7 protein-coding genes and 1 pseudogene are annotated in these 12,926 nt (G+C 71.9%); 2 read left to right on the forward strand and 6 right to left on the reverse strand.

Annotated features, from left to right (window positions below):
- Positions 1-9: 9 nt before the first annotated feature.
- From HNR70_RS11665 to HNR70_RS11680, 4 genes and pseudogenes are all read right to left on the reverse strand, one after another.
- Positions 10-1,254, reverse strand: a complete 1,245-nt coding sequence (locus tag HNR70_RS11665) for a TIGR04028 family ABC transporter substrate-binding protein (protein ID WP_312857647.1) — start codon at positions 1,252-1,254, stop codon at positions 10-12.
- Complete coding sequence (locus HNR70_RS11670; RefSeq protein WP_184325815.1) at positions 1,235-2,308, reverse strand: IS110 family RNA-guided transposase; 1,074 nt, start codon at positions 2,306-2,308, stop codon at positions 1,235-1,237. The genes HNR70_RS11665 and HNR70_RS11670 overlap by 20 nt, the downstream gene beginning before the upstream one ends.
- Before the next feature lie 298 nt (positions 2,309-2,606).
- Positions 2,607-3,065 (reverse strand): annotated as a pseudogene (locus tag HNR70_RS11675) (ABC transporter substrate-binding protein); the annotation flags it as partial.
- 310 nt (positions 3,066-3,375) lie between these two features.
- Entirely contained in the window at positions 3,376-6,459 is a 3,084-nt protein-coding gene (locus tag HNR70_RS11680) for a DEAD/DEAH box helicase (protein WP_184325816.1), read from the reverse strand.
- A gap of 472 nt (positions 6,460-6,931) precedes the next feature.
- Between HNR70_RS11680 and HNR70_RS11685 the strand changes: the two genes are divergently transcribed.
- Entirely contained in the window at positions 6,932-10,426 is a 3,495-nt protein-coding gene (locus tag HNR70_RS11685; protein ID WP_312857648.1) for an exonuclease domain-containing protein, read from the forward strand.
- Positions 10,427-10,755: 329 nt separating this feature from the next.
- Here the strand turns inward: HNR70_RS11685 and HNR70_RS11690 are convergent, their stop codons facing one another.
- Positions 10,756-11,418, reverse strand: a complete 663-nt coding sequence (locus HNR70_RS11690) for a CPBP family intramembrane glutamic endopeptidase (protein ID WP_184325817.1) — start codon at positions 11,416-11,418, stop codon at positions 10,756-10,758.
- A gap of 120 nt (positions 11,419-11,538) precedes the next feature.
- Between HNR70_RS11690 and HNR70_RS11695 the strand changes: the two genes are divergently transcribed.
- On the forward strand, positions 11,539-12,564 hold the full coding sequence (locus HNR70_RS11695) for an NAD(P)H-binding protein (RefSeq protein WP_184325818.1): 1,026 nt from the start codon (positions 11,539-11,541) through the stop codon (positions 12,562-12,564).
- A 32-nt stretch (positions 12,565-12,596) separates the two neighbouring features.
- Here the strand turns inward: HNR70_RS11695 and HNR70_RS11700 are convergent, their stop codons facing one another.
- The gene (locus HNR70_RS11700; protein ID WP_184325819.1) at positions 12,597-12,911 is read right to left on the reverse strand and encodes a hypothetical protein; all 315 of its coding nucleotides are present in this window, start codon (positions 12,909-12,911) and stop codon (positions 12,597-12,599) included.
- Positions 12,912-12,926: the final 15 nt, after the last annotated feature.

The following is a 12,926-nucleotide window of genomic DNA, read 5'->3' on the forward strand; positions in this document are numbered from 1 at the left end:
GCCCCTCCCTCAGCCCGCGAGCCAGGTGCTGTAGAAGCTCGGCCGTCCCACGGACTCGGTGGCGAAGCCCTGCACCTCGCTGACGAACCCGAACACCTGCGGCTCCTCGAACAGCGGCAGCGCGTAGGCGTTCTCGGACAGGTGCGCCTGGGCGGCGGCGGAGGCCTCGGCGCGGCCTTCCTCGTCCGGGACGGAGGCGATCTGCGCCAGCAGCGCATCGAGCTCCTCGTCGCCGACGCTGCCGTCGGGATAGCCGTTGAGCAGGGCGTTGCGGTTCCCGGAGGAGAAGTGGGACTTGATCACGTCGTAGTCGGCCCGACCCACCATCGAGTGGTACACCTGCACGGTGCCGGGCTCGGCCCGGGCGGCGTCCTGCGCGGCCTGGTCGCCCGGGAGCAGCTCCACGGCGATGCCCAGCTCGGCCAGCTGCTCCTGGATCAGGGTGACCACCTCGCGGGAGCGGGGCTGCGGAAGGGCCTCGTTGAAGGTCAGGGTCAGCGCCTGACCGTCCTTGGTGCGGGTGCCGTCGGCTCCCGCCGTCCACCCGGCCTCGTCGAGCAGCGTGGCTGCCCGCGCCGGGTCGTGGACGTAGCTCTCGGAGGTGTCGACGTAGCCCAGCGCGGTGGCGGCGAGGATCCCGGTGGCCAGCGGATAGCTGTCCGAGAAGAGGGTGTCCACGATGGCCTGTCGGTCGATCGCGGCGATGAGCGCCTGCCGGGTGCGCACGTCGTCGAGAGCAGGGTCGCGGAAGCGGAAGTTGAGGCTGTTGTTCACGCCGTTGGTCGTCGCGGCGTGCAGGGCCAGCGCATCGGTGGCGAACTGGGCCTCGTCCGGCGCGTCGATCTGGCGGGCGATGTGGGCCTGCCGGGAGGTGACGGTGCCGACGCGGACGGAGGACTCCGCCGCGACGATGATGTCGATCTCGTCGAGCAGGGCACGGCCGCTGTGCGCGAGGGAGGCGGGGCCCCAGGCGTAGTCCTCGCGGACGGCGAGCTTCAGCCGCGTGCCGATCTCCTCCTCGACGATGGTGAACGGACCCGAGGCGATGATGTCGGTCGCGTTGCCGGGGCCGAACTCCTCGCCGGTGCGGTCGAGCGTGGCGTTCGAGAGCAGGCCGGAGTTGATCGTGGAGACGGCCTGTGCGAAGCCCGGGGCGGGGGCGGAGAAGTGGAAGCGCACCGTGGTCGCGTCCACGACCTCGCCGCGGTCGTAGTTGTTGAATCTCCTATGTCTGTCAAGCCCCGGTGAGCTCATTCTGAGCGGCGGTGTTGAGGCGGCGGTAGATGTCGCGGGCGAGGTAGCGCTTGAGGCAGCGACGGATCTCCCGGAGGGTGCGCCCTTCGGCGGTACGGCGCTCGACGTAGGCGCGGGTTCGCGGGTCCATTCGCATGCGGGTGACGACGGCCATGTGGAGTGCTCGGTTGAGGCGCCGGTCGCCACCCCGGTTGATCCGGTGCCGGACGGTGTTGCCCGATGACGCGGGGATGGGGCTGGTTCCAGCGAGGCTGGCGAACGCGGACTCGGATCGAATGCGGCCCAGGTGTGACCACGCGGTCAGAGCGACGGCGGCGGTGACTGGGCCGATGCCGGGCTGGTTGAGCAGGCCACCGGCGGGGCTCTGCCGGACCAGGTCCGTGATCCGCGTGGTGATCTCCTTGAGCTCGCCGTCGAGGGCGGCGACGCGTTTGGCGAGCCGGATCGCTTCACCACGGGCGGTGGCCGTGGCGAGCTCTTCGTCGCGGGTGCGCCACGCCGCGGTCGTGGCGATCTGGGTCGCGGTGAGCGGGCGGCGGGCATCGATACCGAGGTCGACCACGCGCAGTAGCGCGGTGAGCGCGTTGATCGTCGCGGTGCGCTCGGTGCTCATGTGGTCGCGGGAGGCCAGCAGGACCTTTATGGCAGCGCGAATACCTTCGTCGGCGCGCGGTTGACGCAGTTGCGTCTGCTGCAGCGGGAGCGCTGCTGCGGCGATGCGGCGCGCATCCAGCGGGTCGGACTTGCCGATGCCGCGGTTCGCCCGAGCGTTCATCCGCGGGGCCTCGACGACGGTGTGTCCGGTGTCTGCTGCAGTGCGGGCAAGGCGTGCGCCGTAGGTGCCGGTGCCCTCGATCACCCACAGCGTGTCGAGGTCCCCTCCGGTGCGGCGCCCGACCCAAGACACCGCGCGTGACAAGCCTGCTGCCGTTGCGGGAAACTGAGCCTCATCGACAATCTCGCCCGTCGGGCAGGCCAGGATCGAGACAGCGTGGTTGCGGGCGTGGGTATCCACGCCGATGACGAACGGGCGGGTATGCGCGACGATAGCCATGGCGATCGACGCTCCTCTCTTCGAGACGGACATGGTCACGGTCGCCAAGCGGCCGGCACGGGTCCGGGAAGAGGTCACTTCGGGGCGAATCTGTGATGGGCCACGGCCCGAGGGCCGGGCAGTCTCCTGATGAGGTCACCGAGGTGGGCCGGACGGTGTCGGCCGCACCGACCCGGGCGGACAATTCAACGGGAAGACACCGCAAGCGGGCCAATTGCTTCGAGAGTCACACCCGGTTCGATACGACCGACATCCATCCTGACCGGCCAGTCCCAGACCAGCCAGATCCAGACTCACAGATCGCCTCGGAGACGGTCAGCGCCCGTGCCGGGTCGCCCTTGCCGTAGAGGTCGAAGTTCTTCACCACGTTCTCGGCGTCGATCGGGGTGCCGTCCGAGTAGGTGGCGTCCTCGCGCAGGGTGAAGGTGTACTGGTTGGCGTCCTCGTTGACCTCGGGCAGAGCGGTGGCGATCCACGGCTCCAGCGTCAGCGTCTCGGGGTTCTGGTAGAGCAGACGATCGGTGACGTTGTTGACCACGCCGCCGTTCGGGTAGAAGCCGCCGGCCGGCGGGTACAGCGTGGACCAGGTCTGCGGCTCGAGGTAGGTCAGGGTGCCGCCCTGCTGCGGCTCGCCGGACGCCGCGCCGGAGCCACCGCTACCGCTGCTGCCACCGCAGGCGGCCAGCGCTGCGGCGGCGGGCACGGAGAGCCCGAGGGTGAGGGCGAGGCGGCGGGTGGGACGGGGCGCTGGGGACATGGCGCGGTCTCCTCGTGGGGCAGAGGGCGTGAGCCCGGGTCGGGGCGAGCCGGGAGCACAGAGTCCAGCACGACGCCCCAAAGGGAACCTAATGCTTGTTCATAGCGCGAGATATGTACAGGTCAGAGACCTGATCGTGACGTGATGGGCGCCACAGACCCCGCGCGCGACGTCATGCACGGTCGGGACCGGGTTCAGCGGAAGTCAGCGCGGGGTCGGAGCTGGAACTGCGGGGAGCCTTCGCCATCGCTCCCTGGCAGACCTCGACGATCGCCGGCGCGAAGGAGTTGACGGCAGCCGAGGGACCGCGTCAGAGGTTCCCTCCCCGGTAGAGCGCGAGCAGCAGCTCCTGCGCCGGACCCGTGCACTCGATGGAGGTGTAGTGCTTCCCACCGGCGCCTGTCCGCTCGGTCTCGACCACGCCCAGCAGGGCCGCGAGCGGGGTGGGTCGCCAGTGCTTCGGCTCGCCGGCGAGCAGTCCGATCGCGGCCAGGCGCGGGTTGAGGGACGCGGCCTTCAGGTCGGCGTCCTCTGCGGTGAGGTGGCCGGCGTCGTCCCACGACTGGATCACGGCGGTGAGGCTGCGCAGCGGCACCTCGTCCTCGGTGGGCTCCTCGTGTTCGGTGGGCTCCTCGGCGGTCCGCGGCACCGGTTCGAGGACGGCGGGGGGCGCAGGCTCGTCCTCGAGGTCGGGGGGCGACGTCTCGCTCGGAGCGGCGCGTCGGGCGAACTGCGCCATCGTGCCGAACACGGGGCCGCTGTCCCACCGGTTCGGGGCGGCGAAGACGACCAGGTGGTCCTTGGCCCGCGACACGGCGACGTTCATCAGCTCGGGCGTCGCATCGATGAAGCCTGCCTGGGAGCTGGCGGTGCCGTAGACCGCGGAGAACAGGATGACCGGCCGTTCCGCGCCCTGCAGGCGATGAGCGGTCCCCACCGTGATCTTCTGCGCGAGCCCTCCCGGGAGGTCCGCGTCGGGGCCGGCCTCCTGCACGGCCAGGCGGATCTCCTTGAGGATGAGCCGGGCCTGGGCGGCGAAGGGTGTGACCACGCCGATCAGTTCGGCGTCGGGCACCTTCTTGTTCAGGTCCGGCTCCTGGTGGTGGTAGAGGTCGAAGAGGCTTCCGTAGTTCTCGACGATCCATCGCGCGATGGTGCGGGCCTCGACCTGGTTCACGCGGCTGGACCCCTGCCGGGCGTCCTGGGACTGCGGGACGTCGACCCATTCGAAGGCGGGGCGGAGACCGTGGAGCTTCGAGCTCGCCGGTGGGCGCTTCGGCTCGAGCAGGCCGCCGTACAGCAGCTCGTTGCAGAACCCGATGATGTCCGGATGGCAGCGGAAGTGCTCGCGCAGCAGGAGTCCCGGCATCGCCTCGCCGTAGGTCCATCGCGAGGCGTGGCTCGCCACCCGCATCAGGCTGGAGCCTGCCGAGCAGGTCAGGCCGCGCTCGCGGAGGTCCTCCCGCCAGGTGTGCTCCGGGATGCCGGCGCCGCGGGCCATCTCCCGGTCGGTCTCCTCGTCCAGGGACCACACCGGGGAGAGCTGCTTCTCGTCGCCGACCACGACCGCGCGGCGGGCGAGCCCGAGGATCGGCAGGCCGAGCGGGGTGTCGACCTGACCGGCCTCGTCGACGACCAGCAGATCGATCCGCCCCGCATCGAATCGGGGCGGCTCCTCCTCCTTGGTCCAGAGCCCGAAGTACCGGGGCACCTGGTAGACGGTCATGACGAAGCACGGCGTCAGCGCCGCCGCCTGGGGCCAGTAGCGGTCCACGGCGTCCCGGGTGGTCTTGAACCGCTCCTTCTCCTCGAGGAAGTCGTCGGTGAGCAGCCATTGCGCCTCGAAGAAGTGCACGGCGAGCCAGAACTCGGCATAGCGCAGGGTGCGATCGAGGACCTCGTCGAGCGCCTCGAGCGTCTCGGCCGCGCGCACCGCGTCCAGGTCCTGTCCGCGCAGGTGCTCGGAGGTCGCCAGGCGATCGCAGAGGCGCGCGTAGGCGGCCGACGGGCCCTGCCGGGACATGGTCTCCAGGAGTGCGATGCGATACCCGTCGACCTCGGTGAGGGCCTCGTGGATCCAGCCCTGCACCTCCGAGGGCTCCGCGATCGATCCGAAGTGCTGATGCACCTGGCGGAGGAAGTGGTTGCGGGCGGCGGCGAGGTAGGTGTCCTGCGTGTAGTCGGCGTACGCGCCGCTGCGCTCCTTCTGCTCGACCAGGAACTGCTTCTTCGCCTCGTCGAGCTTGTACTTCGCCGGGCAGTACACGGCCAGCGAGCGCAGCGGGTGCGCGGTCGCGGAGCCGTCCGACGCCTCGGGCAGCCAGCGCAGGTCCAGCGTGCCCGGCTCCCTCTTCGTGACCGAGGAGAAGGAGGAGATGATGTTGGTGACTGCCTGGTTGTTGGTGGAGGTGCCGACGATGACGGGGGCGGCTCCGCGGTCGAGTGCGCGCCGTGTGAGCAGGTTCGCGACGATCGACTGCAGCACCGTGGTCTTCCCGGTCCCGGGAGGTCCGCTCACCGCGGTGACCTCGCCGTCCTCGCTGCCCAGGAAGGCGTGCACGGCGCGGCGCTGGGAGGCGGTGAGCGGGAAGCCGTCGCTCATGGATCCGCATGCGGCGCGGGCGGCCTCGAGGAGCCCGTCGCCGTCGTGGATCCTCATCTCCTCGGCACGGGTGCCCTGCCAGCCCTGGACGGCACGGGTCAGCAGCGCCGTGCCGTTCCCGGTGCGCTCGTAGAAGTCGTAGAGCTGCAGCAGCCCGCCCACCGCGTTGAACCGGTCCAGCTCCTGGACGCAGCAGCGGCTGAGCGTGATCTCCCGGGAGAGGTCCGCGTTCTCCGCCGCGAAGTCCTCGAGCGTCGTGCCGGAGACCGCGCGGAAGAGCGTCTCGGCCAGTCGCACGGCGCCGCGCATCGTCTCGGTGCGCGAGATCTCGGCGGCGACCTCCGTGCGGGTGTGCGCCCAGAAGTCGTGGAGGGATCCGACCATCACCTCCCGGTCCGTGACCGCGGGGGACGACGGACGCTCGGACGGGATCCAGGGCGAGGTGGAGCTCTCGAGGTCCGGCTCCAGGCGGCCGTCGCGGTGCAGCGTCGCCGAGAGCAGGAGCAGCCCGTGCTGGGTGCCGCCCCGGTCGGCCGGGAGGGTCGCGAGGGAGATGACCACGGAGATCGTCGGGTCCCGCCGAGCCTTTCCGCCCTTGGACTTGGGCGCCATGCGGTCGTGATGGGCGAACAGGGCGGCCGTGTCCTCCTCGTCGAGGGCTCCCTCCGTGATCTGCTCGCGGGGCGCCACGACGAAGGGCGAGGCGTCCGTGAAGGTCACCTCCTCGAGCTGGCCCCGTCGGAGCACCTGCGCGAAGTAGTCCGTCACCTCGTCCACCCTGCCGGTCCCCACCGTGCGTCCCCTCTCCCCGTCGCGCCGGAGCGCGCAATCCCCTGCGCTTCCCTGCACCTCACCATGAGCGGGCTGTGGGGCGCAATACCCGGCGCCCCGGGTCCACCCCTGAGCTCGGCCCTTGCTCGCGCCCTCCGCCCGCGAGTCCTCGTCCAGCTCGATGACGTAGGCCGCGAAGATCTCCTCGCGCAGGGCGTCGATCTGCTTCCGGAGCGTCTTGCGCTGCGTGGAGGTGGCACCGGGCGCGCTCAGCAGCTCGGCAGCGCGAGCCCCTTGATCCCCGTCTTCCCGCCCTTCGGTGCAGCGCTGTCCGCGCCCATCGCACGTCCTCTCATCGTGCCTGCCCGGAACGATACGGAAGGGACGTGGTCGGCCGGGGTGAGCGAGCCCGGCGCGTGCGTGGATCGCCCGCGCCCGCTGTCAGCCCGTTCTGCGAAGATCGGAGCCTCCTCCTGTTCCGGAAAGGACCGCCGTGGGTCTGCTCGATCGTCTCCCCGACCGCCGCAGCGCGTCTCAGGGACCTGCTGCTGCGCCCACCTCCTCCCATGGCGCGCCTGCCCTCGGCACTCTCCCCCGCTTCGCGGTCCTGGACCTGGAGACCACGGGCTTGAACCCCGCCTCCGATCGGATCCTCGAGATCGCGATCCTGCGGGCCGACGCGCAGGGCCGGCCGCTCGAGCAGTGGGTCTCGCGCGTGAACCCCGACCGGCCCGTCGGGGCGACTCATGTGCACGGTCTGACCGACGCCGACGTCGCCGCGGCACCGCGCTTCGCCGAGCTCGCCCGCGTCGTCGGCGACGCGCTGCAGGGGATGGTCGTGGTCGCCCACAACGCCGAGTTCGACCTCGGCTTCCTGCAGGCCGAGTTCGCGCGCGCCGGGCTGCCGATGCCGCGCCTGGTGCCGTACTGCACGCTGCAGGGCAGCACCCTCTACCTCCCCCACCTGCGCCGACGCACCCTCGCCGAGTGCTGCGCCGCGCTCGGTGTGCCGCTCCGGAACGCGCACTCCGCCCTCGGCGACGCCTTCGCCGCCGCCGGTCTGCTCGAGCGCTACCTCGCGATGGACGCGCAGACCGGCTACGACGCCGCGCTCACCGCGACCCGGGCGCGAATCGCGGGCGAGCGGCTCGCCGCGTCGCTCGCGGGACCGACGGGGGTCGAGGGGCCGACGGAAGGGCTGCCGACGGCGGGACCCGAGACAGGTTCGGCTCGTTCCCCTCTCACCCCGTCCCGTCCGGGCTCGACGACGGTGGCTCCGCCCGCGCCGACGCCACCGGCACCTGCGTCGGCACCGACTGCACCCAGCGTCACCGCGAACGAGATCTCCCCCGCCGCCGTGCGCGCGTGGGCGCGGTCGCAGGGCATCCCCGTCGGCGACCGCGGGAGGCTGCGCGCTGAGCTCGTGGCGCAGTATCGCGAGGCGATGGACGCGCCCGGGAGCGGGGCGGAGCACGTCGCCGCCTCTGCCGGCCCTGCCGCTGCACGTCCTGCAGTGCCCGCACCGGCGCCGGCCGACGACGCGGCGAGCACCGCTCCCCCGTCGGCCGCCCCGACCGCACGCGCCGACGCCGCCCCGACCGGCCCCACCCCGTCGGCCACACCACCCGCGCCCCTGTCGGCCTCCCTGGCCACCCCGCACGCCGCCACTCCCCCGTCGGCCGCCCCCACCCGGCCCCTCACCATCACCGACGAGTTCGCCGCCGCGCTCGACCACCTCCACGCCGGCCACCACCTCTTCCTCACCGGCAAGGCCGGCACCGGCAAATCCACGCTGATCCGCCACTACCTCGAGAGCACCGAGCGGACCACGATCACGGTCGCCCCCACCGGCATCGCAGCGCTGAACGTGGACGGCTACACGATCCACCGCCTGTTCTCCTTCCCGCTCGGCGTCACCGAGGAGCAGGTGCGCGGCGGCTCCTACTACCCGGGCCGCTTCGCGAGGGCGCTGAAGGAGCTGGACACCCTGATCATCGACGAGGCGTCGATGGTGCGGGCGGACCTGTTCGATGCGCTCACCGCGGCGCTCGAGCTGTACGGCCCCCGGCCCGGCACCCCGTTCGGCGGGGTGCAGCTGGTGCTGGTCGGGGACCTGTACCAGCTGCCGCCGGTGGTGACCGATCACGATGCAGGCTGGATCGAGCGGCGCTACGGCACCCCTTTCTTCTTCTCCGCCCACTCCTTCGACGAGGACACCTTCCCGGTGGTGGAGCTGTCGACCGTCTTCCGCCAGCAGGGCGATGACCGCCTGGTGGACCTGCTGAACGCGGTGCGGGAAGGGACTCTGCTCGAGAAGGCACGGGCCGAGCTGAACCGTCGGACGGATCCCGATTTCGAGCCCGGGCTGGACGAGTTCTGGCTGACCCTCGCCACCACCAACCGGATCGTCGGCGCGCGGAACCGGCAGATGCTCGAGCGCCTGCCCGGCCCGGTGCAGGCCTTCACCGCGCAGACCAGCGGGGACACCGACGGATTCGAGAAGCCCACCGAGGAGACGCTGCGGATCGGGGTGGGCGCGCAGGTGATGCTGCTGAACAACGACCCTCTCGATCGCTGGGTCAACGGCACGCTCGGCCGGATCACCGCGATCAGCGCCGACTCCGACGGGCCGGTCGTCACCGTGCTGCTGCGCGACGGCCGCACCGAGCAGGTGCGCGAGCACACCTGGGAGATCACGCGCCCGAGCGTCGAGGGCGGTGCGCTGGTGCATCAGGTGATCGGCACCTTCACCCAGCTGCCGATGAAGCTGGCCTGGGCGATCACGATCCACAAGTCGCAGGGGCAGACGCTGGACCGCGTGGTCGTGGACCTCACCGGCGGCACCTTCGCCAACGGTCAGCTGTACGTGGCGCTGTCGCGGTGCACGAGCCTCGAGGGTCTGGTGCTGAAGCGCGAGGTGCTGCCGCGGGACCTGAAGACCGACCAGCGGGTGCGCCGCTATCTCGCCAGCGGCACGTCCACGACCGAGACGCTCGGCGAGGCGTACCTGTCGGTGCTGACCGTGGGCACGACCGGGGACCGGTGGCGCCCGCGGCCGGTGGAGATCGCGGTCGTCACCGACGACGGGGACGAGATCTCCACCGTCGTGAACCCCACCTCGGACCTGTTCGGGGCACGGGACGAGTTCGGGATCACCACGCGGGACGTGCAGCTCGCGCCGCTGCTTGCGGAGGCGTGGCCGGCGCTGTCGGCGCTGCTGGCCGGGCGGGTGCCCGTCGGCGTGGACATCGACCGTCAGCTCGCCCACGTGGACTTCGAGCTCAAGCGCAACGGGATCGTCGAGCCGGTGCCGCTCGGGCTCGAGGTCCCGGGCAGGCTGCTCGGCGCCCGCGAGCGCGCCCGGTTGAACGCGCCGACAGCGCTCGAGCGGGCCCGGGCGGTGCGCGACGCGGTGCGGCGAGTGCGGGCCGCGGGAGAGGAGCTGCCCGGCAGCGGGATGGCGTTCCGTCAGGTCGTGGCGGGGCACGGCTATCTGCTCGCCCGCACGACGGGGCCGACGGGGACCAGCGCCCCGACGGGCTTCGTCGTCGGCGGGAACCTCGGCGCGCAGGACGACGCCGCCGAGGTGCTCGCCCACCTGCTCGAGGGGACCTGGCAGCGGGTCCTCTCCCCCGATCACGAGGTCCTCGAGCGCCTGCGCGGGGTCGAGGAGCATTTCGGGGTGCGGGTGCTGCCCGAGGGCCTGGAGGCGACAGGCCCGATCAGCGCGGCCGACGTGCTCGTGCCCGGCGCGCGGGTGTGCTTCTCCGGCACCGTCCACTCGCCCCGGCACGGGTGGCTGGAGAAGGAGCAGCTGCACGCCATGGCCGAGGCGCGCGGGCTCCGGGCCGTCCCGACCCTCACCAAGACCCGGACGGATGTGCTGGTCGTCGCCGAGGCCGGCTCGCAGTCGAGCAAGGCGAAGAACGCGGCGAGGTGGGAGAAGCCGGTGATCACGGCGGAGGAGTTCCTGGAGTGGGTGGGATGAACCGCAGCGACGAGGCGAGGCCTGACGTGGACGATACGGGGGACGACGACCGTTACCTGGTCATCCGGGGACGAAGATGGCGACGCACGGACCCGGCGCTGGACGCCGACGTGGTCCGGGCGCTGAAGAGCCATCTGGGCAGAGCCCGCTCCCAGGTCGGGCGCGCCGGCCGCGACGACGACCCGGCGAGCGTCCGCTCAGCTCGAGACCGCGTCCAGCTCGCGAAGGAAGGCCTCGGAGAGCGCGGACCCGCATGGTGGGAGCGCCCCGAGGACGAGCGACGCCGTCAGGCTGCGGATCGACTCGCTCGGCTCGAGCGGCTGGACGCCTCAGCCCGCGATGCCGACGCGGACGACGACGGAGGGGAACAGTCCCACCATGGTGAGCGTCCAGAGGGCGTGGACCAAGAGCGCCCCGGCGAGTGAGCCGGAGGTCTCGCGGGCCCACATCGCCACCGGTCCCAGCAGGAGGGCCATCACCGCGAGAGCAGGGCTGCCGGTGCACAGCGTGACGAGGGCGTACACCACGGTGGGGACCACCCAGCGGGCCGGGCCGGTGAGCAGCCGAGGCAGCGCACCGCGGAAGAACACCTCTTCAGCGGCGCCCGCCACCAGCGCGACCGCGAGCACACCCCAGCGCCCGTCGGCCGCCGCGGCGACGGGACCGGCCACCCACGGGGCAGTGGCCGGGACACCGGCCAGGACCAGACCGCCCGCCAGCGAGGCCGCGGCCAGGCCGACGCCCGCGGCGGCCACCGCGACCTTCGGTGCGCCCCCCGGGGCCCGGCCGGCGAGATCCGAAGGTGCCAGGCGCATGATCAGCAGTCCGCCGACGGTCCAGGTCAGGGCGATTCCCAGTGCCCAGCCGGCGACGGTCCCCGGCCCCCCGCCCTCGGCGCGCAGCGACGCGGCCAGGAGCGGCGCAGCCACCACGACGGCGAGGCCGGCCACCCCCCACGCGCCGGGACGGGAGGCGGGACTATCGGGGCTCATGCGCCTAGGGTACGAGGCCGCTCGCTGCGCCGGGGCGAGGCGGGTCTTGCTCGCGGGCGCCGGCTCGTATAGACCTTAGGCACGGCTCGCGGCACGGGAGCACGGACACGGAGGTAGATCATGCGCGTTCTCGTCATCGGAGCCGGGGGGTATGTGGGGAGCCGGCTGATCCCCGCACTGCTGGAGGACGGACACCAGGTGGTCGCCGGGGCCCGGAATCTCCACAAGCTCGACGCCTTCTGGTGGAGCGACGCCGTCGACAGGGTCGAGCTGGATGCGACCGAGGACGACTCCGTGCGTGCCGCGATCGCCGCGGACCCGTCGCTGGAGGCAGTGGTCTACCTGGTGCACGGCATGGGAGGAGAGGACTTCCGGGAGGTGGATCGCGCCGCCGCCCGGCGCGTGCGCGCCGCCGTCGACGCCTCCGAGGTGAAGTCCCTGGTCTACCTCTCGGGCATCATCCCGGACATCCCCCGCGAGCAGCTCTCCGAGCACCTGGCCTCCCGCCTCGAGGTCGAGGAGGAGCTCTCCGCGGCGCGATGCCGCTTCGTGGGCCTGCGGGCCGCAGTGGTGCTCGGCGCGGCCTCGACCAGCTTCGAGCTGATGACCCAGCTGGCCCACCGCCTCCCGGTCACCGTGTTCCCGGACTGGATGGACCATCTGGTCGAACCGATCGCCGTGGTCGACGCCGTCGCCGCGATCCGGGCCGCCGTGATCACCGGGAGCGCCCACGGCGTGTACGACATCGGCGGGGGCGAGGTCATCGCCTATCCCCAGCTCGTTCAGAAGGTCCTCGAGCTCACGGACCAGGAACGGCCCGGGTTCTCCGTCCCGGTGATGCCCCAGGCCCTGGTCACAGCGGTGGGATCGTGGCTCTCCGACATCCCCGCCCCCACGGTCACCGCGCTGATGGAGAGCCTGCGCGAGGACATGGTCGCACGGGACGAGCGATGGCTTTCCGAGCTGCTGCCGGACGGCCATGCGGCGCGGGTGACGATCGACGAGGCCCTGCGCCGCAGCCTGGCCGCACCGGATGTAAGCCGCAGCCCCCGGGAGCGGGATCCGCTCGCGGTCATGCCCGGCGATCCCTCGTGGGCGACCAACGGCGAGGGTCAGGAGCGGGTGCTGGAGTTCAAGCAGGGCTGAGCGCGGGGTCGGATCGCCCCGCGATGCGGAGATCAGCCCACGAACTGCAGCACGAAGCCGAGCAGGGCCATCACATAGCCACCGATGCGCACGCCGGCGACGAGCCGCCGGGCGGCGGGATCGAGCAGGTTCGCGACGCCCAAACAGAGCATGAACCCTGCGGCCACCAGCGCGATGCCGGGATCCGGCGAGGCATCGGAGAAGCCGTCGATCGTGAGCGACGCGGTCAGCACCAGACCGAAGATGATCAGACTGAACACCGGCGCCCCGTCCGGCTGGTGCGGGGCGTGGTGCCTCTCGCTCCGGCGCGACATCTGCTCGGTGCGGGTGGCGGCGGGCTGTTCCATCGGTCCTCTCCTCGG

Source organism: Brachybacterium aquaticum, from assembly GCF_014204755.1.
In the GTDB taxonomy this organism is placed as follows: Bacteria; Actinomycetota; Actinomycetes; order Actinomycetales; family Dermabacteraceae; genus Brachybacterium; species Brachybacterium aquaticum.

Coding starts and splice junctions, on each gene's coding strand:
- HNR70_RS11665 (WP_312857647.1), bottom strand. CDS start 1,254: ATGAGCTCACCGGGGCTTGACAGACATAGGAGATTCAACAACTACGAC.
- HNR70_RS11670 (WP_184325815.1), bottom strand. CDS start 2,308: ATGGCTATCGTCGCGCATACCCGCCCGTTCGTCATCGGCGTGGATACC.
- HNR70_RS11690 (WP_184325817.1), bottom strand. CDS start 11,418: ATGAGCCCCGATAGTCCCGCCTCCCGTCCCGGCGCGTGGGGGGTGGCC.
- HNR70_RS11695 (WP_184325818.1), top strand. CDS start 11,539: ATGCGCGTTCTCGTCATCGGAGCCGGGGGGTATGTGGGGAGCCGGCTG.
- HNR70_RS11700 (WP_184325819.1), bottom strand. CDS start 12,911: ATGGAACAGCCCGCCGCCACCCGCACCGAGCAGATGTCGCGCCGGAGC.